Raw genomic sequence first — 24,391 nt, forward strand, 5'->3', positions numbered from 1 at the left:
CTTCACCAGACGGCATCAACTACATCATTCCTGGTAATGATGACGCTATGCGTTCTATTCGTTTGTACACTGAGTCTGTTGCTTCTGCCGCTAAAGCTGGCCGTGGTCAAGATCTTGCTGTTCAAGCGGAGCAAGACGGTTTCGTAGAAGCCGAATAATAGGGTCGATGATTTTCATCCCTTATTAACCAAGATACATGATTGGTGAACAGGGGCCTTAAGGCCCCTGTTTTATATCTAGTGAATTTGTAGACTTATCTATAGAGGATTTAACAATGGCAATTACTGCTGCCCAAGTTAAAGAACTTCGTCAGCGCACTGGCGCAGGCATGATGGATTGTAAGAAAGCGTTGGTTGAAACCGATGGTGACATCGAACTAGCGATTGATAACATGCGTAAGAGCGGTGCTGCAAAGGCTGCTAAAAAAGCGGGTAACATAGCTGCTGAAGGTACTATCCTTATTAAGAATGGCGAAGGTTTCGCTGCGCTTTTAGAAGTTAACTGTCAAACAGACTTCGTGGCAAAAGACGCCAGCTTCCTAGCATTCGCTAATTCGGTATTAGACGTTGCTGCTGCATCTAAAGTCACTATCGAAGAGTTGAAAGCTCAGTTCGAAGACACTCGTGTTTCACTAGTGACTAAAATCGGTGAAAACATCAACGTTCGTCGCGTTGAGTACATCGATGGTGCAACCCTTGCTACTTACCGTCACGGTGAGCGTATCGGTGTTGTTGTAGCCGGTGAAGCTGACGAAGAAACGCTAAAGCACGTAGCAATGCACGTTGCGGCTTCCAAGCCTGAATTCGTTAACCCTGAAGATGTTCCAGCGGATCTAGTTGCAAAAGAAAAAGCACTGCAGATCGAAATCGCGATGAACGAAGGCAAGCCTGCAGAGATTGCAGAGAAAATGGTTTTTGGTAGAATGAAGAAGTTCACCGGTGAGATCTCTCTTACTGGTCAAGCTTACATCATGGAACCTAAGAAAACTGTTGGTGCAATTCTTAAAGAGAAAGGCGCTACTGTATCAGGCTTCATTCGTTTAGAAGTTGGCGAAGGTATCGCGAAGAAAGAAGAAGATTTTGCTGCTGAAGTTGCTGCTACCATAGCCGCTACTAAGGCTTAATCTCCTGTTGTAAGCACTCCTAAGACCGCGGCACTTGCTGCGGTCTTATTGTATTATTTTACCTATCGGCATCAATCGGGACTATAAAAATGAGCACGAATCCTAAACCTGCATTTCGACGTATTCTTCTCAAACTCAGTGGTGAAGCTTTAATGGGCGATGAAGGCTTTGGCATAGACCCTAAAGTCTTGGACCGTATGGCTCAAGAGATTAAAGAACTGGTTGAGCTCGGCCTTCAGGTAGGCGTCGTTATTGGTGGCGGTAACTTATTCCGTGGTGAAGGGCTTGCACAAGCGGGCATGAACCGCGTCGTTGGCGACCATATGGGCATGCTAGCCACAGTCATGAATGGCTTGGCGATGCGTGATGCCCTACATCGTGCTTATGTCAATGCTCGTTTGATGTCTGCTATCCCGCTCAAGGGTGTGTGTGATGATTATAATTGGGCCGAAGCCATCAGTTTGCTAAAGTCCGGTCGAGTGGTCATTTTTGCTGCCGGTACGGGCAACCCTTTCTGCACCACCGACTCAGCAGCTTGCCTGCGCGGTATCGAAATCGAAGCCGAAGTCGTGATCAAGGGCACTAAGGTAGATGGCGTCTACTCAGATGATCCAGTGAAGAACCCTGATGCAGTAATGTATGATGAAATGGGTTACGATGAAATTCTGGAGAAAGAATTAAAAGTGATGGATCTTGCCGCATTTACCATGGCGAGAGATCACAACATGCCTATATTGGTATTTAACATGAATAAGCCTGGTGCCCTACGTCGAGTCATTATGGGTGAGCGCGAAGGTACCATGATCAAATCAATGACAACAAAGAACTAAAATTATTGTAATGTCCAGTCAGCAAAAAGTTATCGACTTAGTGTGACTGGCTAGTTCTATGACTAATAATTTAGTGACTCATTTAAAGGATATTTAACGTGATAAACGAAATTAAAGCAGATGCTCAAACACGTATGGCTAAATGTATAGAAGCCACTAAGACTCAGATGGCTAAGGTCCGTACGGGTCGTGCTCATCCTAGCCTTTTAGATTCGATTAAGGTCTCTTATTACGGTTCAATGACCCCCCTTAAGCAAGTGGGTAACGTTACCATCGAAGATTCACGTACTCTGGCAGTTTCTGTGTTCGATGCGTCTATGATCAAAGCGGTAGAGAAAGCGATCATGAGCTCAGATCTTGGTCTGAACCCTATGTCAGCCGGCGCAGTTATACGCATTCCATTGCCTGCATTGACAGAAGAGCGTCGTAAAGACCTTATTAAGGTTGTTCGCGCCGAAGCCGAAAATAGCCGGATTTCGGTACGTAACGTGCGTCGTGATGCTAACTCTGATGTGAAAGCGTTAGAGAAAGAGAAAGAGTGTACCGAAGATGACGTACACCGCACCGAAGATGAGATTCAAAAATTCACTAATGCTCATATTAAGCAGATTGATGATCTTTTGTCTGCAAAAGAAACAGAGTTGATGGCAGTCTAATCTAGGGCTAAGAAACTAGAGTTCAGACGCCGTGTAGCGGTATACTACACGGCGTTTGCTTTTTTAAGGGTTGTAATAGATGTCAATCGATTCCCAGTCGGGTTCTGAGTTCTCTCCCGAGGAAATAGCAGAACTTGTTAAACAGTCCAAGCCTAAACACGTCGCCATCATCATGGATGGTAACGGACGTTGGGCACAGGCGCAGGGGAAACCCAGGGTAATGGGGCACAAGGCGGGTGTAAAAACCGTCAGACGAGCAGTCAGTACCGCCAGAGAGATGGGGATCGGCTCGTTAACCTTATTTGCATTTTCCAGTGAAAACTGGCGCCGCCCCGATAAAGAAGTTTCCCTCTTGATGGAACTCTTCTTTACTGTACTGCAACGAGAAATAAAGCTGCTGCATAAAAACGGGGTCAGGCTCAATATTATCGGCGACATCAGTCGCTTTTCTGAACGTTTACAGAAACAAATTGCCGCTGCAGAAGCAAAAACTGCTGGCAATACCGAGCTGATACTCAATGTGGCGGCTAACTATGGCGGTCGTTGGGACATCATGCAGGCGGCACAGGCACTGGCTAAAAAAGTCGAGTCCGGTGAAATTAACAGCAGTCAGTTCACCGAAGAGGCCCTAAGTCAGCATTTATGCATGCAAAACCAAGCCGAAGTTGATTTAATGATACGCACGGGTGGGGACTATCGTATCAGTAATTTCATATTATGGCAGGCAGCCTATGCCGAGTTGGTTTTTACTGACACGCTATGGCCTGATTTTGATGAAAATGCGTTTAAACAGGCAGTTGCAACTTTTGCATCTCGTCAACGAAGATTCGGTCTGACGGGTTGCCAAATAGAGACGATGCAGTCCGAGTTATAATTTTTTTTGAGGGTTTTTTTTTGCTAAAACAACGAATAATAACAGCAGCTTGGTTAATTCCCTTGGTTTTGGGAGCGGTTTTTTTCCTCCCGACAGCATTCTTTGCCTGGGTATTAGTGCCGGTATTTTTGATTGCTGCCAAGGAGTGGGGACAGATCATCGATAAACGCTGTCAAATAACCCAGTGGAGCTTTACCATCACCATAGGTGCGCTATTAATCGCACTCAACCTGTTTGTTCCTAGCGATGAACTTTGGTTTAAAGGTCATCTGCATCCGGTCTATCTGGCTATCATCTTGATTGGCGCCTTGTGGTGGGCTATCTCACTGTTATTGGTGCTGTCTTTTCCTAAGAGCTCGGCGCTGTGGCAAAAGAGCCATATGTTTAAGTCTATGTTTGGACAGCTGACCCTTATTCCTTGTTTTGCAGCCTTGATTGCGCTCAAGGGGCTAAGTTCTGAGGCCGACCCTTATTACGGTGGGATCTTAGTCTTCCTGGTTATGCTGGTGGTGTGGGCGACCGATAGCGGAGCCTATTTTGCGGGCAAAGCCCTTGGGCGTACTAAATTGATGCCTAACGTGAGCCCGGCCAAGACTATCGAAGGACTGGTTGGCGGTTTGATTACCAGCATGGTTATTGTGGTAGGCGTGATGCTGGTTTCACCAGAGCAGGAGCTAGGCTTGGTCATTGCAGTGACCTTATTTATCGCCCTAGTCTCGGCGGTGGGAGACTTGTCTGAGAGTATGTTTAAGCGGGTGGCTGACATCAAAGATTCGGGTACCCTCTTGCCTGGGCATGGTGGCATACTCGACCGAATAGACAGTCTGACGGCTGCGTTACCGATATTTACTCTTCTTTATATCGCATTTTGGATGTAACTCAATGCAAAAAATGGTCATACTTGGCGCAACTGGATCGATAGGCGCTAGCACCTTAAGTGTCATTGGCAACAACCCTGAGGCATATTGCATATATGCCTTGGTGGCGAATACCAATGTGGATAAGATGTTAGCCCTGTGCATAGCGCACCAGCCATCGATTGCTCATATGGTAGATGGCGATGCCGCTAGGCTCTTACGCCAGCGTTTACCTGCAGACTCAAGTGTAGAAGTGACTACGGGGGCGACTGAACTCGATGATCTTGTCAGCGCACCTTGTGTCGATACCGTCATGGCTGCGATTGTTGGCGCCGCGGGCCTGCTGCCGACTCTAGCCGCCGTGAAAGCGGGTAAACGAGTGCTACTGGCTAACAAAGAGTCGCTGGTGATGTCTGGCAGGCTGTTTATCGAAGCGATGCAGGCCTCTGGCGCGCAAGTGCTGCCGGTAGACAGTGAGCATAATGCGATTTTTCAAGCCTTACCCGAGTCGATTCAGCGCAATATTGGTTATTGTGATCTAGAAGGTGGGGGAATATCGCATATTTTATTGACCGGCTCTGGTGGCCCTTTCCTTACTTCTCCTCTGGACTCCCTGAGCGCCATGACACCGGCCCAGGCGTGTAAACATCCCAATTGGTCCATGGGGCGAAAGATATCCGTCGATTCGGCCAGCATGATGAACAAGGGTCTCGAATATATTGAGGCGCGTTGGTTGTTTAATGCCACTGCCGAGCAACTCAAGGTGGTGATTCATCCTCAGAGCGTGATCCACTCAATGGTTCAGTATCGGGATGGCTCGGTTTTAGCTCAGTTGGGCAACCCAGATATGCGTACACCCATAGCTCATTGTATGTCTTATCCCCAAAGAATTAGCTCCGGAGTTGAACCTTTGGACTTTTTCAAAGTCGGACAGTTAAGCTTTCTTGAACCGGATTATGAACGATTCCCCTGTCTTTCTCTTGCCATAGAGGCATGTAAGCAAGGTCAGGAAGCGACGACAGTGTTAAATGCAGCCAATGAAATATCGGTTGCTGCTTTTTTGGAAAATAAATTAACGTTTACTGATATAGCTAAAATTACCGAGGCGTGTTTAAGTAAGGTGTCGACGAGCTTGTTAAAAAGTTTAGATGATATTGTAGCCTTAGATACCCAAACACGTAGATATGCTTTAGAGTTGGTAGCGAAAGTTTAACTCGCTTAAAGGAAGGGAATGATCGATTTTTTATGGAACCTAGGTTCCTTCGTTATTGCATTAGGCATCTTAATTACTGTACATGAATATGGTCACTTTTGGGTCGCCAGACGTTGTGGGGTAAAAGTAGAGCGTTTTTCTATCGGCTTCGGTAAGGCGATATGGCGCAGAGTCGGTAAGGATGGCACCGAATATGTCTTAGCCATGATCCCCCTTGGTGGTTATGTCAAGATGCTCGATGAGCGTGTGGATGACGTCCCGGAAGAACTAAAAGATCAAGCGTTTAACCGAAAAACAGTGTGGCAGCGTATCGCGATTGTGGCTGCAGGACCCATGGCTAACTTCATGTTTGCCATTGTTGCACTCTATTTTATGTATCTCATTGGCGTACCGGCACTCAAGCCTGTCATCGATGCTACGCGTCTGGATAGCCCAGCGGCGCAGATTCAAATTCATGAGCCTATGCTGATAACTTCGGTCGAAGGTAAACGGGTTCACAATTGGGAAGAGGTGACCTATGCCTTGGTGAGTGAGATTGGTGAGCCACATATCGATATCACCTTAACGCCTTTGAAATTCAGTACCGATGAGAGCCTAGGCACTAAATATAGATTAAACACAGAGTTTTGGCAGTTCGATCCGGATAAAGAGTCGCCAATCGCTTCATTAGGACTCAATTTCTATAGACCTGAAATAACCCCTGTCTTAGGATTAGTGAGTCCCGATGGCGCCGCGGCTGCAGCTGGCATTGAGGTCGGAGATACCCTAGTTGCCGTCGATGGTATCCCCTACGGTGAATGGGACGATTTTGTCAGTAAGATAAAAGCATCGGCTAATCAAACTGTGTTTATTACAGTCAGACGTGCCGGTGAGCAATTTAAGCTAAAAGTGGTCCCTAGTGAGCGTAAGGGGCCACAAGGTCAAATCGAAGGTGTTATCGGTGTTGCGCCGACACAGGCCGATTGGCCGGAAAATATGCAGTTACAGCTTGAGTACGGTTTCATCGATTCATTTGGCGTGGCAGCAGATAAAACGTGGCAACTTATTTCTGTCAGCTTTAAGATGATTGGCAAGCTGATCACAGGCGATTTGTCTGTTAAAAATTTAAGTGGACCCATATCCATAGCACAAGGTGCAGGCAGCAGTGCGAGTTATGGCTTGGTTTACTTTTTAGGTTTCCTCGCATTAATTAGCGTTAACTTAGGTATTATCAATTTACTGCCTTTGCCAGTGCTAGATGGGGGACACTTGATGTATTACTTCATAGAAGTGATCACAGGGAGGCCTGTGCCTGAGAAGGTACAGGAAATTGGATTCAGATTTGGGGCAGTCATGCTGCTGATGTTGATGAGCGTCGCGCTTTTCAACGATTTCTCCCGACTCTGAGCAAGGACACACATATAATTAGAAGTACTTTATGAGATTGAATAAACTTTTTGCCTCGATGGTATTCGTCGGTGCGTCTTTATCAGGGAACGGTTGGGCAGAAACATTCCAGCCATTTGAAGTCACAGATATTCAGGTTCAAGGACTACAACGCGTAGCGCTTGGTGCTGCCTTACTGACCATTCCAGTCAAGGTGGGGGATACTGTCGATGAACTTAAACTTCAACAAGCGATTAAAAGCTTATATGCCTCGACAAACTTCGAACATATCGAAGTCAGTCGAGATGGCGGCGTGCTGATTGTCACCGTCAAGGAGCGCCCGACCATAAGTTCGGTTACTTTCGAAGGTAACAAGGACATCAAGGATGAGCAGCTGCAAGAGAGCTTAGACGGTTCAGGCGTCAAGGTGGGTGAGTCGCTTGACAGAACCATGCTGGCCGGTATCGAAAAGAGCCTACAAGATTTCTATTATGGTGTCGGTAAATACGGCGCTAAAGTGGAAGCCGAAGTGGTTAATTTGCCGCGTAATCGCGTCGAATTGCAATTTAACTTTACCGAAGGTTTGGCCGCCGAAATCAAACAGATCAATATAGTCGGTAACGAAGTTTTCACCGATGCCGAGTTGATTGGCATGCTGGAACTTAAAGATTATGTCGCCTGGTGGGACTTGTTCGGTGAGCGCCGTTATCAGAAGCAGAAGCTTCAAGCCGATCTTGAGACCGTCAAGAGCTTCTATCATAACCGCGGCTATATTCGTTTCGATGTGACCTCGACTCAGGTTGCCATGACCCCAGATCGCAAAGGTTTGTATATCACCATCAATGTCGATGAGGGTGAACAGTACACAGTGACCGAAGTTAACCTTACCGGCGATCTGATGGGACGCGAGAAGGTGATGAAGGCCATTCTGCCTATCAAGGTTGGCGACACGTATAATGGTGCCGACGTGACCTTTGCCGAAGAAATGTACGGCAAGTATCTAGGTCGTTTCGGTTACGCCTACCCAGAAGTTAAGACCTACCCTGAAATTAATGATGAGACAAAAGAGGTGAGCCTCAATGTCAATATTAATCCGGGTAAACGTGTCTATGTACGTAGCATTAATTTTTCCGGTAATCAGGTGACTAAAGACGAAGTCTTACGACGTCAATTACGTCAGATGGAAGGCGCCTGGTTAAACTCGGCGAAAGTTGAGCTGTCTAAGTCTAACCTTAACCGCCTTGGCTATTTTGAGACTGTAGATACCCAAACGGTACAGGTGCCCGGTACTGACGATCTGGTCGACATTGATTTCAGTGTGAAAGAGCAGCCTTCGGGTTCATTCAATGCCGGTGTGGGTTATGGTACCGAGTCAGGCATGAGCCTACAGTTTGGTGTGCAGCAGAGTAACTTCTTAGGCACGGGTAACCAGGCTGGTGTGAACCTCAATACCAACAAGTACTCTAAGAATGTGAACTTGTCTTTCACCGATCCTTACTTTACTAAAGATGGTGTCAGCTTAGGCGGCAGCATCTATTGGAATGAGTTCGATGCCCACGAGGCTAACCTTGAGCGATACAAGAACAGCTCTTATGGTATCGCACTCAACTCGGGATTTCCGATCAATGAATATAACCGTATTAATGGTGGCATAGGCTACCGCCATAACACCATCTCTGAAATTTCGGCTTATGAGCAGGCGCTCAGGTTCTACAACATCTACCGCGATGACGCAGATCCTAATGCCGATCTGGCTTTCAATAACTTCGAAGCTAATCTAGGTTGGTCTCGCAGTAACTTGAACCGAGGTACCTTCCCGTCGGCCGGTTCATCTCAGCGTTTGAGTACTAAGATGACAATACCAGGTTCTGATCTGCAGTATTTTAAGGCAGATTTCGATACCAGTTTCTATTTCCCACTCAGTCGCAGTCATAAGTGGGTATTATTAGCCAAAGCACGTGTCGGCTATGGTAATGGTTATGGGAAATTCAACGATAACGACCAAATCTTACCTTTCTGGGAAAACTACTATTCAGGTGGTAGCACCTCGCTGCGTGGTTTTAAATCTAACTCGGTTGGTCCACGTTCATTCTATTTGAGTCGTGATCTAGAAGCTTGTTCTCCGGATGTTTCGGGAGATGGGTGTTATCTACCGGGTGATCCAAACAAGATCCAGGTGAGTGATGGTAACTCTATCGGTGGTAATGCGATTGCAACTGCCAGTTTTGAAGTGATTGTGCCGACCCCCTTCTTGGATGAGGCCTACTCTAACTCGGTGCGTACCAGTTTCTTCTTCGATGCGGGTAACGTGTGGGATACCGAGTTTGATTATGATTCATATCGATACCTTCCGGTTCATGAATTTGATAAACTTTCAGATTATTCTGATTCAGGTAGAATTCGCGCTTCGGCGGGCATGAGTGTGCAGTGGCTATCTCCAATGGGACCTATGGTGTTCAGCTTGGCGTGGCCTGTTAAAGAATACGAAGATGATGAAACTGAAATCTTCTCGTTCAACATTGGTAAAACTTTCTAAACTAATACGTTGAAAAATGAAATAGTTTACATACAGAATAATCGGCAAGTTTTGCTGAAAAAGGAGTTTATTGTGAAAAAGATATTTAATCGCGCGATGATGGTATTGGTTCTTCTTAGTGCACCGACTCTGGCGCAGGCAGAGAAGATTGCTGTGGTCGATATGCAGGCCGTTTTCGAGCAGTTACCTCAGCGCGAGCAGGTGAGTAAGACACTCAAGGCTGAATTTGGTGATCGTGTCGCCGCCGTGCAGAATATGCAAGAAGAGCTGCGTGGCATGCTCGAGAAGCAACAAAGAGATGGCGCTTTGATGAGCGAGTCTCAGAAAACTGACATGGTACGCAAGATGGAGTCGATGAAATCTGAACTGCAACTTAAGGGCAAGGCACTGGACGAAGATATGCGTCGTCGTCAGGGTGAAGAGCAGAACAAGTTACTGGTTAAAGTTCAGCAGGCAATCAATGCTATCGCAGAGAAAGAAAGCTATGACATGGTGCTACAGCGCGGTGCGGTGATCTATGTTAAACCAACATCAGATATCAGCAATAAAGTTGTTGAAGCACTCAGTAAAGGTTAATGGTAAAGGCTAACCATCAATGAAAAGCTACACCCTAAAAGAGCTGGCTAGTATATTAGGCGCAGAGATTCGAGGTGATGAGGCATTGGAGATATCCAGTGTCGCGACCCTGGAGCATGCGACTCAAGGTCAGCTCTCTTTTTTAGCTAATGCTAAATATCGCGCTCAGCTGCAGAACACTCAGGCGAGCGCTGTGCTCATTTCGGCTCAAGATGTCGAAGGTTTTACCGGTAATGCTCTGGTATTAAACGATCCTTATGTAGGCTTCGCTCGTGTTGCTCAACTGCTGGATACCACCCCAAAATCAGCCATTGGCATACATGATTCTGCGGTGATCCATCCTTCGGTTAAGTTAGCCGAAGGTGTTGCAATTGGCGCTAATGCGGTGATTGGTGAAAACGTTATCCTTTCTGAAAACGTTCAAGTCGGCCCTGGTTGTGTTATTGGCCAGGATTGCATCTTAGGTTCAGGTACTCGTCTGTGGGCGAATGTCACCCTGTATCATGATGTACATCTGGGGCAAGACTGCATCATACATTCGGCTGCTGTGATTGGCTCGGACGGCTTCGGTTACGCCAATGAGCGTGGGGCATGGGTCAAGATCCCTCAAACCGGTGGCGTTCGTATCGGCAATCGCGTCGAGATCGGTGCCAGCACTACGGTGGATCGCGGTGCTATCGAGCATACCCAGATACATGATGGTGTGATACTGGATAATCAGGTACAGATAGCCCATAACGATATCATAGGTGAAAACACCGCCATTGCCGGTAACTCGACGATTGCGGGTAGCACACAGATTGGTAAATACTGCATCATAGGGGGTAACAGTGCCGTTGCTGGCCATATCAGTATCGCCGATGGCACGCATATCTCAGGTGGCACCAATGTCACCAGTATTATTCGTAAACCTGGGGTGTATACATCCACAACTGTCGCCATGGATAACAAGTTATGGCGCAGGAACACGGTAAGATTTAGACAGTTAGATGATCTTTTTCAACGCGTTAAAAAGCTTGAAAAATCGAATCAAACAGGAAATTAACTGCCGAGCGGCAGCCTAAGGAAAATGTGTGTCAAATGAATTAAATACGATGGATATCAAAGAGATCATGAATTCTCTTCCCCATAGATATCCTTTTTTATTGATCGATCGGGTCTTGGATTACACTCCGGGTGAGTCTCTGCACGCGATAAAGAACGTCACAATCAATGAACCTTTCTTTCAGGGACACTTCCCGGTTCAACCTGTGATGCCAGGTGTGCTAATTCTAGAAGCCATGGCCCAAGCAACTGGCTTGTTGGCTTATAAATCTATGCAAGCTGCGGCAGAGGAGTCTCTCTATTACTTCGCCGGCATAGATAAGGCGCGTTTTAAGCGTGTGGTTGAGCCTGGTGACCAACTACACTTTGTGGTTAAGTTAATTAAAGAGCGCCGCGGGATTGGAGTGTTCACCGGTGAAGTCCGAGTTGATGGTGAGCTAGTATGCTCGGCACAAATCATGTGTGCTCGTAGAGAGATTAAAAAGTGATCGATAAATTAGCGTATATTCATCCCGATGCCAAAATTGGTAACAATGTGACCATAGGTCCTTGGACCTATATTGGCGCCGATGTGGAGATTGGTGACGATTGTTGGCTAAGCTCTCATGTTGTTGTCAAAGGCCCAACGGTTATCGGCAAAGGCAATAAGATCTTTCAATTCGCCTCCGTCGGTGAAGATTGCCAAGACAAGAAGTATGCGGGTGAAGCGACGCGACTCATCATGGGCGATAATAATATCGTGCGTGAATCTGTGACCATTCATAGGGGAACCACTCAAGATCAGGGTGAAACTCGCATAGGGTCAAATAACTTGTTTATGGCTTATGTACATATCGCCCATGATTGTGTGGTGGGTGATAATGTGATCATGTCTAACAATGCTTCTATAGCCGGTCATGTGCATGTAGGAGATTGGGCCATTTTAGGTGGACTCACAGGTGTGCATCAGTTTGTGCATATTGGTGCCCATGCGTTTACCGCCGGTTATTCATTGATCTTGCAAGACGTGCCACCTTTCGTGATGGCATCGGGGCAACCTGGTATTCCGCGTGGATTGAACAGCGAAGGCATGAAGCGCCGCGGTTTCTCCAAAGAGAGTCAGATAGCGGTTAGACGGGCCTATAAGACACTCTACCGTAAAGGCTTAACAATCGATGAGGCTATCGCTGAATTATCAGCAGAGTCAGATGATGAGCAAGTTACGTTTATGATTGATTTTATCTCTAATTCCAATCGTGGCATCATCCGCTAGATTATCCTTACCTGAGCCTGTGCTAAGACAGGCTCTCTATTCTCCCTTGGTTACTATTTTAAGACTCGTATCCTATGAGCGAAAACAGACAGATGATATTTGCTATGGTTGCCGGAGAGATCTCCGGTGATATTTTAGGCGCAGGCTTAATCGAGGCGCTGCACGAATGCTATCCCAATGCCCGATTTATCGGTATTGGCGGCCCCCGTATGGAAGCCTTAGGTTTTGAATCTCTGTTTTCTTATGAAGAGCTTGCCGTGATGGGCATAGTGGAGGTCTTGTCTCGTCTGCCCCGATTATTGAAGGTGCGTAAGACCTTGATCGCGGAGATTAGCGCCATTAAGCCCGATTGTTTTATCGGTATCGATGCGCCGGACTTCAATATTGGCCTCGAGCTCAAGCTTAAACAGCGGGGGATCAAGACGGTGCATTATGTCAGTCCTTCGGTATGGGCTTGGCGACCGAAACGCATTTTCAAAATTGCTAAGGCGACAGATATGGTGTTGTCATTGCTGCCTTTTGAAAAAGCGTTTTACGATGAACATAAAGTGCCATGTACATTTGTGGGTCATACCTTGGCGGATGATATTCCGCTTATCAGTGATAAGCTGGAGGCACGTAGGGCCTTGGGTTTAGCGCTTCACGCCGAGTATCTCGCTGTGTTACCCGGTTCACGTGGCGGTGAACTTAAGCTGCTAGCCGAGCCTTTCGTGCGTGCGGCTATGCTAATCAAGCAGCAATATCCAGATATTCGTTTCGTGACGCCGGTGGTGAATGCTCAGCGCCGTGCTCAGTTAGAAGCCGCCCTCAAAACGTATGCCCCAGATCTTGAAATTAATATCATAGAAGGTCACTCGAGAGAGGTGATGGCCGCCAGTGATTGCATCTTGTTGGCTTCGGGCACCGCGACTCTGGAGGCTATGCTAGTCAAGCGGCCCATGGTCGTCGCCTATCGCGTTAGCCCAATCACGTATCGCATCGCCAAGTCCTTGATGCTGATTGACAAGTATTCTCTGCCCAATCTACTCGCGGGGGAGAATTTGGTGACCGAACTCATTCAGGAGGACTGCACACCAGAGAAGATTGCAACGGCAGTCTCTATGCAGCTCGACGGTGACTTCACCGCACTCGAGAGTAAGTTTGCCGAACTCCATAGTCAGTTGAGATGTAACGCCAGTGCTCGTGCCGCCGAGGCCGTAGTTAAGCTCATCTCTCACTAGTGTACATTTTCAGTTTTAGCCCTCAGTTAACAGGTATTAGGCATGGCAATATTTAAAGGCATTACTCCCCAGCAGGTAGACAGCTTGAGTGTGGGGTTATACGCCGGCGTCGACGAAGTCGGCCGCGGCCCCTTGGTTGGCAACGTGGTCACGGCGGCGGTAATTTTGGATCCCAAAAATCCAATTCTTGGGCTCAATGATTCTAAGAAGCTGACCGAGAAGAAACGTGAGGCCCTGTTCACCGAGATCCATGAAAAAGCCCTGTCCATCAGCGTCGGTCATGCCACGCCTGAAGAGATAGATGAGCTCAATATTTTACATGCCACCATGTTAGCCATGCAGAGGGCCGTTGCCGGGTTAGAGATTAAACCGGTGAAAGTGTTAGTCGATGGAAATCGGACGCCTATTTTTCATCATGGCGACAACACAGAACTTGCCCTCGAGGCTCATGCCATAGTGAAGGGCGATGGCTTGATTGCCGGCATCAGCGCAGCTTCAATCATAGCTAAGGTTATCCGTGACCGAGAGATGGAACTGCTCGATATGGCGCATCCTCAATATGGTTTCGCTAAACATAAAGGCTATCCGACCAAGGCTCATTTTCATGCCCTAGAGCAACATGGTGTGCTGGTTGAACATAGGAAGAGCTTTCGCCCGGTAAGAGAAAGATTAGCCAAGGATCTTGAAGCCAGAAGCTAGGCATACATTTTGTTCCTTTAATTGACCCTTCTGGCTTGCTCTGGCTGACTCTGTTAATCTTCATCAGGTTCTCGCCGTCCCTTTTTTACTCATTTTTATTAATTTAAGTACTCAAAAATATGTCTGATCCCAGTTTTGTGCATCTGCGCGTCCACAGCGATTATTCCATGTCCGATGGCCTGGCCAAAGTGAAGCCTATTTTAGCTAAGGTGTGTGAGCTTGGCATGCCGGCTATCGCGTTAACCGATCAGACTAACCTGTGTGGTTTAGTTAAATTTTATGGTGCCTGTCATGCTGCGGGGGTCAAGCCCATCATAGGTGCCGATCTGTGGGTCAGAGTCCCAGGTTTTGATAAAGAGCTGTGTTCTGTGACTGTGCTGGCCATGGATAATGAAGGATATCTGAATTTAACCTTGTTGATCAGTGATGCCTATCTGAGAGGACACATAAACGATAGGGCCGTTATCGATCAAGAGTGGTTGGCTAAGTATAACAAGGGGTTATTACTCCTCTCGGGTGGACGTCATGGCGATGTAGGCAGGGCGCTGATAAAGGGCAACCAGGTTCAAGTCGATTCACTGGTTGAGTTTTATCAGACGCATTTCCCCGATCGTTATTATCTGGAGCTGTTACGTACCGGCCGACCCGATGAGGAGAATTACCTGCATCTGGCTGTGGCGCTGGCACAAGAGAAAGGCTTGCCTGTGGTGGCCACCAACCAGGTGGTGTTTAATAGCCCAGAATTCTTCGACGCCCACGAGATCCGTGTCGCCATCTCAGACGGTTTCACCTTAGGGGATCCTCGTCGACCGAAAAAATACAGTGAACAACAGTATTTGAAGAGCAGCGAGGAGATGTGTGAGCTGTTCGAAGACATCCCCGAGGCCATTGCCAACACAGTAGAGATAGCCAAGCGCTGTAATGTCACTGTGCGCCTGGGTGAGTATTTCCTGCCTAATTTTCCTACGGGTGATCTCAGCATCGAAGACTTCCTGGTTAAGGTGTCAGAAGAGGGCTTGGAGAACCGCTTAGAATTTCTATTTGCCGATCCTGAGATCAGGGCTCAGAAGCGTCCGGCATACGATGAACGTCTGGATATTGAACTCAAGGTGATCAACCAGATGGGTTTCCCCGGCTACTTTCTTATCGTGATGGAATTTATTCAGTGGGGCAAGGATCAAGATATTCCCATTGGTCCGGGTCGTGGCTCTGGAGCTGGGTCCTTAGTGGCCTATGCCCTTAAAATTACCGATCTCGACCCGCTGGAATATGACTTACTGTTCGAACGTTTCCTCAACCCAGAACGTGTTTCCATGCCGGATTTCGATATCGATTTCTGTATGGACAGACGCGATGAGGTTATCGATCATGTGGCCGAGCTCTATGGTCGTGATGCGGTCTCGCAGATCATCACCTTCGGTACCATGGCGGCTAAGGCTGTTATTCGAGACGTGGGCCGGGTATTAGGCCATCCCTATGGTTTCGTCGAACGTCTCTCTAAGATGGTACCAGCCGAGCCCGGCATGACGCTGGCAAAGGCATTCGAGGTAGAACCTGCGCTGCAGGAATCTTACGATGCCGATGAAGAGGTCAAAGATCTTATCGACATGTGCCGGATCTTGGAAGGTGTGACGCGTAACGCGGGTAAGCATGCCGGTGGCGTGGTGATATCCCCGACCACAATTACTGATTTCGCACCCATCTACTGTGACTCGGAAGGGAAGAATCCGGTTACCCAATTCGATAAGAATGATGTCGAGACCGCGGGGCTGGTCAAGTTTGACTTCCTGGGGCTGAGAACCTTGACGATCATCGACTGGGCACTGCAGATGATTAACCCGAAACGCAAGAAGTTGGGTAAAGATCCTGTGCGAATCGAGTCTATCCCCCTCGATGATCCTAAGTGTTTTAAACTGTTGCAGCGTTATGAGACCACGGCGGTATTCCAGCTGGAATCTCGCGGCATGAAAGACTTGATCAAGCGTCTGCAGCCGGATAGCTTCGAGGATATGATCGCCTTAGTGGCCCTGTTCCGTCCGGGTCCGCTGCAATCGGGCATGGTCGATAACTTTATCGAACGTAAGCACGGTCGAGAGCTGGTCTCGTACCCAGATGCCGAGTATCAACATGACTCGCTGAAATGGGTACTCGAACCTACCTATGGCATTATTCTCTATCAAGAGCAGGTGATGCAGATAGCTCAGGTGCTCGCCGGTTATTCTCTCGGTGGCGCGGATATGCTACGTCGAGCCATGGGTAAGAAGAAACCCGAAGAGATGGCCAAGCAGCGTGGTACGTTCAAAGAGGGTGCCATCAACAACGGTATCGATGGTCATCTGTCGATGCAAATTTTCGATCTGGTGGAGAAATTTGCCGGTTACGGATTTAACAAGTCTCACTCTGCCGCCTATGCGCTGGTGTCTTATCAGACACTCTGGCTCAAGACCCATTATCCGGCCGAGTTTATGGCGGCGGTAATGTCTGCCGATATGGATAATACCGACAAGATAGTCATCCTGGTGGATGAGTGTGAACGCATGAAACAGTCTCTGCTGCCACCAGATGTTAACAAGGGCTTGCTTAAATTCAATGTCGATGACGAGGGCAGCATAGTCTATGGTATTGGCGCCATCAAGGGGATCGGTGATGGACCCGTGGAGTCGATACTGGCAGCGCGTAAGGATGGTCCATTCAAAGACCTATTCGATTTCTGTGCCCGGGTCGATCTTAAAAAGTTAAACAAGCGCATCATGGAAAAACTCATCTGCGCCGGTGCCTTGGATAGCCTTGGGCCTCATCGCGCCGCTATGATGGCTACCTTACCCGAGGCCATACGCGCCGCGGATCAAAATGCCAAGGCCGAAGCGATTGGCCAGCATGATATGTTTGGTTTGCTCAATAGCGATCCCGAAGACAATAAGCAGAATTTTGTTCAGTGTACCCCCTGGCCGGATAAGGTCTGGCTCGAAGGTGAGCGCGACACCTTAGGCCTTTACCTGACTGGTCACCCGATCAATCAGTACTTAAAAGAGCTGAAGCATTACACCTCGGGTCGACTCAAGGATGTGCATCCTACCGAGCGCGGCAAGACCGCGAAAGCCGCCGGTCTGGTCATTGCGACGCGGGTGGTGCTGACCAAGCGAGGCTCCAAGATGGGACTGGTGACTCTGGATGATAAGAGTGGCCGCCTGGAGGTGATGCTATTTACCGAGGCGTTCGAGAAGTTTAACCATCTGCTGGAGAAAGATCGCATCTTGATCATCGAAGGTGAGGTGAGTTTCGATGATTTCTCCGGTGGCAACCGTATGACAGCCAGAAGCATCATAGACATGGGGGAGGCGCGAAACCATTTTGCCAGTGCTTTAGAGGTGGATATCACCAGTGACTCGGTCGATGAAACTTGGCTAGATAGCTTCAAGCAAGCCGTTGAACCCTGGAAAGGTGGCGCAGTGCCCATAATTGTCAATTATGCTCAACCACAGACTAAGGCTCAGTTTAAGCTGGGTGATGACTGGCGAGTGAACCCGACAGACGAACTCATGCTGGCGCTGGAAACCTTGACCGGAGCCGGCAAGGTGAGGATCTTGTTTTAATATGTCTTTTATGGATGACTCAGCAGTCAGTGGATTTAATCCAAGCGATTTGATTGGTGAGCTTGTCGCCCAAGCTGGAGGCACTGCTGGTGCTAAGTTAGTCCTCGCTTACAGTGGCGGCGTGGATTCCGAGTTATTGGCGCTAGGCTTGTCTGAGTTTGCCCGTGAGCACCACGAGTATCGTTACCTGCTGGTTCATGTTCATCATGGCCTGAGTGATAATGCCGATGCCTGGGTCAGCCATTGTGAGTCTAGGGCCTATGTGTATGGCTTACCCATGAGTATCGAACGGGTGGTGGTGGACACAGGTCCGCGTAAGAGCCTAGAGGCCGAGGCGAGAAATGCACGCTATGATGCGATTAAATCTTTGATGGCGCCCGGTGATCTCTTATTGACAGGACATCACCTGGATGACCAGCTTGAGACTGTGCTGTTGGCATTAAAACGAGGCCTAGGTCCCAAGGGGTTGTCGGCCATGGGCAGCACGCAAGTGTTCGATGGCGATAAGCATCTCATTCGACCGCTTTTATCTATCAGCCGTGAGTTAATTGAGGCGAAAGCCAAGGCGCTTGGACTCATTCACATTACCGATGAGAGTAATAGTGATGATAAATATGACCGAAACTTTTTACGCTTAGACATCATCCCCAGGCTCAAAGCCCGTTGGGGGGCCATAGCGACTACGGCGAGTCGTAGCGCCTTGTTATGCGCTCAGCAACAAGCGGTTATTGATGCTGAGGTGAGTGAGCGTTTACCCGCGCTTATCTCACCCAGAGAAAAGGGATATTCTCTCGACTTAGGTCTGCTCGCGGCGCAGAACGCTAACTGGCAGTCATTGCTCTTCAGAGGGTTTATCGAGGAGTCAGGTTTTGCGCCACTATCCCAGAGTCAATTAGCTCAAGCTCTATCTCAATTATTGACGGCAAGGCGTGATGCTAAGGTCGAGATTAGGCTTGGGGATCTCTTGATCAGACGTTACCAGCAGCGTGCTTTTCTGGGCTCGGTAACAGATGAAAACAATGAGTCACCCTTGCAGAGGTGTATCCAGGTCGACAGCAGCAGCTTATTGGATAAAGATGCACAGGTGAGTATCTCACTATCCAAGCGTAACAGGCTGTCGATCACTAAAGTCAGTTTCTCAGAGAGAGTGCGATTACCCGATGGCTCACAGCAGGTTAGCATTCGCTTTTCGGTGAAGGGAAGTACCCGATGTCATCCTGCTAATAGAGATAAAGCCAGGGAGCTGAAAAAATTATGGCAGGAGTACGGCATTGCGCCATGGGAAAGAGCAAGAGTGCCCTGTATTTTCTACGGCGAGCGACTGGTGTGCGCCGTGGGTTATTGGATAGAAAGCGGTTTTTTGTGTCAACAGGATGAACGCGGGCTAGTGTTCGGCTTACATAAGATCTAACACATCCAGTGCCAAGGGCATTAGATCTGTCTAGTTTCTCTATTGGCTTAATATTAGGAGCCCTATTGAATTAACTCAAGTCGGCTCTATAACATCTGCGACCCGCGGCTTTAGCTCGATATAGCGCCTTGTCGGCTCTGTCATACAATGAACAGGCTGTTTCATCCCTCTTCCATTGTGCGATGCCCAAGCTGGTTTGCACCTGATGCTTATCAAACCGTGGCAATCCGCACATAGCGTGTAATACCCGCCTACATAAGATCTCGGCAGCAGCCAGATCACCGCGGACCACGACAACAAACTCATCACCTCCCACACGAAATGCCTGATCCGTATTTCTGATTGATTTGGTGAGCAAGCGACCAAAGTCTGCAAGCACAGTGTCGCCAAATTGGTGTCCATGTACATCATTTAGCGTCTTAAAATTATCCAGATCTAAGATCACAATCGACAAGGCATTATCGTATCGAGTCGATGTCGCGATGGCCTGCTTAAGACTCTCGATATAGTAATGACGATTTCCTAGTCGAGTGAGTGAGTCATACATGGCTTGTTGTGACATCTCTTGAAATTGAGTGGCATTAAATAACGGCTGTATGACTAAGGTTTGCAGTAACTGCAATTGTTGTGCTTGTGAGGGCATCAAGGGAGCGGATAAGCTGTATTCGAGACGCGCCGTATTGCCTTGGTGTACCAGTTGCTGCTCGATGGAAAGCCCTTGGTGTGAGCCCCAGGTGAACTGGTACTTACTGTATCTCATCTTTATGCCAAGGATAGGCAAGTATTGACCCATTACCTTGCCGAAACAGGCAAAAACTGTCCGGGGATCTAAACTTTCATGTAGCTGCTGAATGATCTGTACAAGATCTGGATCTTGGCCCTGAGAGGCAAGTAACTCAGGTTGATATCTTGCTTCATCAGAATAAAAGTTTGTCGCTAGTCCTGAGTCCATCACGAGTGCTCCATCAATGGCTTTATTGCTGAGGTCAATTTCCCCGCGCTTGTACAGTTGTTAGCAAAAAGTGTGCCTAAAATAATGTTAATTAAATTTGTCTTTATTTGTCATTCAGTTAATCTTTCAGTGGTAGTGATATAAAACCCATGCCAGTTTTTTGACTCGGAGTTCGAATTTAGAATGGAACACAGTTTTCTCATCCAAGTGCTGTCGATGCTTGTCATCGCAATCATCTCAATAGCTCTACTCAGGCGGGCAGGCTTACCTGCAATCTTGGCCTATCTGGTCACTGGGGTGATCAGTGGTCCTTCAGGTTTCAATTGGTTTAGTCAGCATGAGATGCAATCGGTGGCTGAGCTGGGCGTTGTCTTGCTGATGTTTAGCCTGGGCTTAGAGTTTTCACTGCCAAGACTCTGGGCCATGAGGCGAACGGTATTTGGACTTGGCAGTGCGCAAGTGGTGGTGACCACCTTGCTGGCAGGCTGTATTTCCTTGCTCAGTTCCCTCAGCCTGGTGGAGTCACTGGTGGTGGGCTCTGCAATTGCACTCTCATCGACCGCCATAGTGCTTAAGCTACTCAATGAGCAAGGTTGGCTCAGACGCCGCCATGGCGAACTCTCGGTCAGCGTGCTGTTATTTCAAGATCTCGCGGTCGTGCCTCTGCTCATCTTGCTGCCTTTACTCGCCTCTGGTGGTGAGACTTTATCGTTACAGAGCATAGGCTATGCTCTGGTGGAGGGGGTGCTCGCCTTTATCGCCCTGATGGCGTTTGGTAAGTGGGGCTTGCCTAGGCTATTCGATGAGGTGGCTCGTTCCCGCTCTAATGAACTGTTTATGCTATCGACCCTGGTGGTGGCCTTACTGACAGGCGCCATAACCCAATGGCTTGGCTTGTCTATGGCGTTAGGCGCTTTTATGGCGGGTATGTTGCTAGGAGAAAGCCAATATAAGCGGCAATTAGAGGCGGATATTCGCCCCTTCAGGGACCTCTTGATGGGGTTATTCTTCATTTCTATCGGCATGTTGATCGATTTCTCCTTGGTACTGCAGTTCTGGTGGCAGATTTTAATTATTCTGATCGCCGTGATAGTCGGCAAAGCCTTAGTGGTATTTGCCTTACTCAGGCTGGCGAAAGAGTCCTTTAGGATCTCGGTATCAACGGCTTTGAGCCTGGCTCAGGTGGGTGAGTTCAGTTTCGTGGTGCTGGCACTGGCGGTGAATTATGAGCTGCTCGATATCGAGCTCAGTACCAAGTTGGTGATGGTGGCGGTATTGTCGATGGCCATTGCCCCCTGGCTGGTGCGTCATAGTCCGGATATTGCTCGCAGGCTGCAAGGGGTGAAGTCTAAGGGAGAGACAAGCTTAGTGATAGAACCCAAAATAGAGCATCAAAATGATCTGGTGTTGATATTAGGTTATGGCCGGGTTGGCCAGACTATCGCGCGCTTTATGAAGACAGAAGCTGTGCCTTTCTTAGTGCTCGATTTTGACCCCACCCGAGTATCTGAGGCACGAAAGGCCGGTGAGCCTGTGTATTTCGGCGATGTGTGTAAGCGGAGCATACTCAAGCAGGCCAAAATCCGCGAGGCTAAGTTAATTGTATTAACCTTCAGTAACAGCCGTATTCTTGAAGAGGTGTTACCGCTTTGTCGTCAACTGGCACCCGAGGCTAAAATTTTAGTGCGTACCCGAGACGACACCGGCATGGAAGAGCTCGAAAAAGCCGGGGCCAGTCAGGTGATCCCAGAAACCTTAGAAGGCAGCTTAATGTTGGTCTCCCAGGTCTTGTACCAGTGCGGAGTCCCACTTACGCGTATATTGAAGCGGTTAGAGTATGAGCGCCGAAATCATTACAAGTATCTTCATGGCTTCTTCTCCGGCGCAGAGACTGATTTTACTCTGGAGCATCTCCATGCTGTGGCTTTGCCTAAAGGCGCCAGCGCCGTTGGCTTGACCTTAGCCGATATTCCCTGGGAGAAACTCAGAGTCGAGCTAAGGGCAGTGAGGCGCAGTGGGGCTGAAGTAGAAAGCCCTGCACTGGATTGGAGCATACATTCGGGCGATATCTTGATTATTCTGGGTAAGCCCAGACGCATCGAGAAAGCCGAAATTTTTCTATTACAAGGCTAAATTTAACAGGATACGAAAACATGAGTGCCTGAGTACCAGGGACTCATGTTGCAAGGTTTGGCCTTATAGTTGCCATCTTGTTAACCCGCCCGCTCTAATGATACCCTGTGTCGGCAATAATCAGACAACAGGGAATGTTATGTTCAAAAAGATCCTCAAATATACCGGGCTAGTCCTGGTCATCATCTTGGTATCAGCCGGTGCTTTTGCGGCCCACGAATGGTTCGCTAAAAAACCTGTCATGTTTCGAGCCTTCTTAGACCGCAGCTTGATAAAAATAGCTTTCGAGCGTCCGGAAACCTTAACCTCCTTAGGATTTCTCGAGTCTGTCGGTATCAATGGCCATAATGCAGAGCTCGATGATGATAGGCCTGAGAAGGCCGATGAACTCTTTGCTCAGCTCGACGATATTCAGCGGACCTTGCTGACATATGATGATTCCTCCCTCGATGAGAATGAGCTACTGACTAAGGAAATTGCCCTATATTTGCTGAGTTTTGCTGATGATGCGAACGCCTTCCGTTATCATAATTACCCGGTGAATCAGCTTTTCGGTGTGCAAAATGCCTACCCAAGCTTCATGGAATCTCAGCATCAGGTTAATTCAATTGAGGATGCCGAACATTACCTGTCTCGCCTGCAGAAGGTGAAGCTTAAATTTGAGCAAAACCTGCTTGGATTAAGGATCAGAGAACTCAATGGGATCATACCACCGCGTTTCGTTATCGAACGTGTGCTGACTGAGATGAAGGGGTTTGTCGATACACCTATCGAAGAAAATATTCTCTACACGTCATTGCAGAGCAAGTTAGCCGCAGTGGAGGATATCCCTATTCAAGAGCAGGAGCGTATCTTACTAGCTGCGCAGCAACGCATTCGAGATTATGTTCATCCGGCTTATGGACTGTTTATCGATTACTTTTCTAAGCTTGAGGCTAAGGCGGGAACCGATGACGGGATCTGGCACCTCCCCGATGGCGAGTCTGCTTATCGTTTATCACTTAAATTTTTTACCACCACAGATTATACCCCGGATGAGATCCACAACATGGGTCTCTCAGAGGTTGCTCGACTTCAGACTGAGATATTAGCCATCTTACAATCTGAGGGCTATGGGGTAGATGATGGCTTCTTTGCTGCGATTGAAACCTTGGCGGCAGATCCTCAGTTTTACTATGAAGACAGCGATGCAGGTCGGGAGCAAATCTTAGTCGATTATCAGCAGATCCTCGATGAGATAAATATGGGGCTGGATGATGCATTTAGAATTCGCCCTCAAGCGGGCATGGAAGTCTTACGTATCCCAAAGTTTAAAGAGAAAACGGCTCCCGGTGCTTATTATCAACGGCCGTCGCTCGATGGCAGCCGTCCCGGCCGCTTCTTCGCCAACCTCTATGATATTAAGGCGACGCCTAAATACAGCATGCGAACCCTCGCCTATCATGAAGCAATACCCGGACATCATTTTCAAGTCGCGCTAGCCATGGAGCTGGAAAATATGCCGTTTATTCGCAAGATGGCTCCCTTTACTGCCTACATAGAAGGTTGGGCACTCTACTCTGAGCAAGTGGCTTGGGAGCTAGGTTTTCAGGACGATCCCTACGATAATATTGGCAGGCTACAAGCCGAGCTGTTTCGCGGGGTTCGTCTGGTGGTGGATACCGGCATACACCATAAGCGTTGGACCAGAGAGGAGGCCATAGCGTATATGAAGCTCAATACCGGCATGGCCGACAGCGATGTGGTGTCAGAGATTGAGCGTTATATTGTGATGCCTGGTCAGGCAACTTCTTATAAGATCGGCATGATGAAGATCTTATCTCTGCGTGAAAAAGCTAAGCTGGCTTTGGGTGATAAGTTTGATTTACGAGACTTTCACGACCTAGTGTTGAAAAATGGCGCCGTCCCCTTAGACATACTCGAGAGACTCGTCGATCGCTATATAGTCGCAACAATTTAGACTAGGCTAATAGGGTCCGTTTAACTTTCTAGATCGAAAGATAAACGGGACCCCAAGTTATATATTGTGGGGTTAATCCTATCAGGCAAGGAGAAGC

At 48.1% G+C, this 24,391-nt stretch carries 20 protein-coding genes; 19 read left to right on the forward strand and 1 reads right to left on the reverse strand.

Annotation, left to right across the window (positions count from 1 at the left end):
- The 17 genes from HRU42_RS10040 to tilS form a co-directional block, all read left to right on the forward strand.
- Nucleotides 1–158: 30S ribosomal protein S2 (locus tag HRU42_RS10040; protein ID WP_295030848.1), on the forward strand; the 158-nt coding region annotated here is incomplete at its 5' end.
- A 116-nt stretch (nucleotides 159–274) separates the two neighbouring features.
- Nucleotides 275–1,123: a translation elongation factor Ts gene (tsf, locus tag HRU42_RS10045; RefSeq protein ID WP_295030766.1), complete on the forward strand. Its 849-nt coding sequence runs from the start codon at nucleotides 275–277 to the stop codon at nucleotides 1,121–1,123.
- A gap of 89 nt (nucleotides 1,124–1,212) precedes the next feature.
- Nucleotides 1,213–1,953 (forward strand): UMP kinase, encoded by a 741-nt coding sequence (pyrH, locus tag HRU42_RS10050; RefSeq protein ID WP_295030768.1) that lies wholly within the window; start codon nucleotides 1,213–1,215, stop codon nucleotides 1,951–1,953.
- Between the two features lie 98 nt (nucleotides 1,954–2,051).
- Nucleotides 2,052–2,609 carry a ribosome recycling factor gene (gene frr / locus HRU42_RS10055; protein ID WP_295030769.1) on the forward strand — a complete coding sequence of 186 codons (558 nt, stop codon included), beginning with the start codon at nucleotides 2,052–2,054 and terminating at the stop codon, nucleotides 2,607–2,609.
- 79 nt (nucleotides 2,610–2,688) lie between these two features.
- Nucleotides 2,689–3,483 carry a polyprenyl diphosphate synthase gene (gene uppS / locus HRU42_RS10060; RefSeq protein WP_295030770.1) on the forward strand — a complete coding sequence of 265 codons (795 nt, stop codon included), beginning with the start codon at nucleotides 2,689–2,691 and terminating at the stop codon, nucleotides 3,481–3,483.
- A gap of 20 nt (nucleotides 3,484–3,503) precedes the next feature.
- On the forward strand, nucleotides 3,504–4,361 hold the full coding sequence (locus tag HRU42_RS10065) for a phosphatidate cytidylyltransferase (RefSeq protein WP_295030771.1): 858 nt from the start codon (nucleotides 3,504–3,506) through the stop codon (nucleotides 4,359–4,361).
- A gap of 4 nt (nucleotides 4,362–4,365) precedes the next feature.
- Nucleotides 4,366–5,553: a 1-deoxy-D-xylulose-5-phosphate reductoisomerase gene (gene ispC, locus HRU42_RS10070; RefSeq protein ID WP_295030773.1), complete on the forward strand. Its 1,188-nt coding sequence runs from the start codon at nucleotides 4,366–4,368 to the stop codon at nucleotides 5,551–5,553.
- A gap of 18 nt (nucleotides 5,554–5,571) precedes the next feature.
- Entirely contained in the window at nucleotides 5,572–6,939 is a 1,368-nt protein-coding gene (gene rseP / locus HRU42_RS10075) for a sigma E protease regulator RseP (RefSeq protein ID WP_295030775.1), read from the forward strand.
- Between the two features lie 31 nt (nucleotides 6,940–6,970).
- Complete coding sequence (gene bamA, locus HRU42_RS10080; protein WP_295030777.1) at nucleotides 6,971–9,454, forward strand: outer membrane protein assembly factor BamA; 2,484 nt, start codon at nucleotides 6,971–6,973, stop codon at nucleotides 9,452–9,454.
- Between the two features lie 81 nt (nucleotides 9,455–9,535).
- Entirely contained in the window at nucleotides 9,536–10,030 is a 495-nt protein-coding gene (locus tag HRU42_RS10085; RefSeq protein WP_295030849.1) for an OmpH family outer membrane protein, read from the forward strand.
- 19 nt (nucleotides 10,031–10,049) lie between these two features.
- Nucleotides 10,050–11,075, forward strand: a complete 1,026-nt coding sequence (gene lpxD, locus HRU42_RS10090; RefSeq protein ID WP_295030779.1) for a UDP-3-O-(3-hydroxymyristoyl)glucosamine N-acyltransferase — start codon at nucleotides 10,050–10,052, stop codon at nucleotides 11,073–11,075.
- Nucleotides 11,076–11,103: 28 nt separating this feature from the next.
- Entirely contained in the window at nucleotides 11,104–11,562 is a 459-nt protein-coding gene (fabZ, locus tag HRU42_RS10095; RefSeq protein WP_295030781.1) for a 3-hydroxyacyl-ACP dehydratase FabZ, read from the forward strand.
- Nucleotides 11,559–12,326, forward strand: a complete 768-nt coding sequence (gene lpxA / locus HRU42_RS10100) for an acyl-ACP--UDP-N-acetylglucosamine O-acyltransferase (RefSeq protein ID WP_295030783.1) — start codon at nucleotides 11,559–11,561, stop codon at nucleotides 12,324–12,326. Before fabZ ends, lpxA begins: the two co-directional genes overlap by 4 nt.
- A 74-nt stretch (nucleotides 12,327–12,400) precedes the next feature.
- Nucleotides 12,401–13,546, forward strand: coding sequence for a lipid-A-disaccharide synthase (gene lpxB, locus HRU42_RS10105; RefSeq protein WP_295030785.1), 1,146 nt, complete (start codon nucleotides 12,401–12,403; stop codon nucleotides 13,544–13,546).
- A 42-nt stretch (nucleotides 13,547–13,588) separates the two neighbouring features.
- The gene (rnhB, locus tag HRU42_RS10110) at nucleotides 13,589–14,245 is read left to right on the forward strand and encodes a ribonuclease HII (protein WP_295030786.1); all 657 of its coding nucleotides are present in this window, start codon (nucleotides 13,589–13,591) and stop codon (nucleotides 14,243–14,245) included.
- A gap of 119 nt (nucleotides 14,246–14,364) precedes the next feature.
- The gene (gene dnaE / locus HRU42_RS10115; RefSeq protein WP_295030787.1) at nucleotides 14,365–17,838 is read left to right on the forward strand and encodes a DNA polymerase III subunit alpha; all 3,474 of its coding nucleotides are present in this window, start codon (nucleotides 14,365–14,367) and stop codon (nucleotides 17,836–17,838) included.
- 1 nt (nucleotide 17,839) lies between these two features.
- Complete coding sequence (gene tilS, locus HRU42_RS10120) at nucleotides 17,840–19,249, forward strand: tRNA lysidine(34) synthetase TilS (RefSeq protein ID WP_295030789.1); 1,410 nt, start codon at nucleotides 17,840–17,842, stop codon at nucleotides 19,247–19,249.
- Between the two features lie 70 nt (nucleotides 19,250–19,319).
- Here the strand turns inward: tilS and HRU42_RS10125 are convergent, their stop codons facing one another.
- Nucleotides 19,320–20,201 carry a GGDEF domain-containing protein gene (locus HRU42_RS10125; protein WP_295030791.1) on the reverse strand — a complete coding sequence of 294 codons (882 nt, stop codon included), beginning with the start codon at nucleotides 20,199–20,201 and terminating at the stop codon, nucleotides 19,320–19,322.
- A gap of 183 nt (nucleotides 20,202–20,384) precedes the next feature.
- On the opposite strand from HRU42_RS10125, the gene HRU42_RS10130 reads away from it, so the two are divergent.
- Together HRU42_RS10130 and HRU42_RS10135 are read left to right on the forward strand one after the other, a co-directional pair.
- A complete protein-coding gene (locus HRU42_RS10130) occupies nucleotides 20,385–22,334 on the forward strand; it encodes a monovalent cation:proton antiporter-2 (CPA2) family protein (protein ID WP_295030793.1) in 1,950 nt (649 codons plus the stop codon).
- Between the two features lie 139 nt (nucleotides 22,335–22,473).
- Entirely contained in the window at nucleotides 22,474–24,294 is a 1,821-nt protein-coding gene (locus HRU42_RS10135) for a DUF885 family protein (RefSeq protein ID WP_295030795.1), read from the forward strand.
- Nucleotides 24,295–24,391: the final 97 nt, after the last annotated feature.

Origin of the sequence: Shewanella sp. (genome assembly GCF_013214165.1) — a bacterium.
Classification (GTDB): Bacteria; Pseudomonadota; Gammaproteobacteria; order Enterobacterales; family Shewanellaceae; genus Shewanella.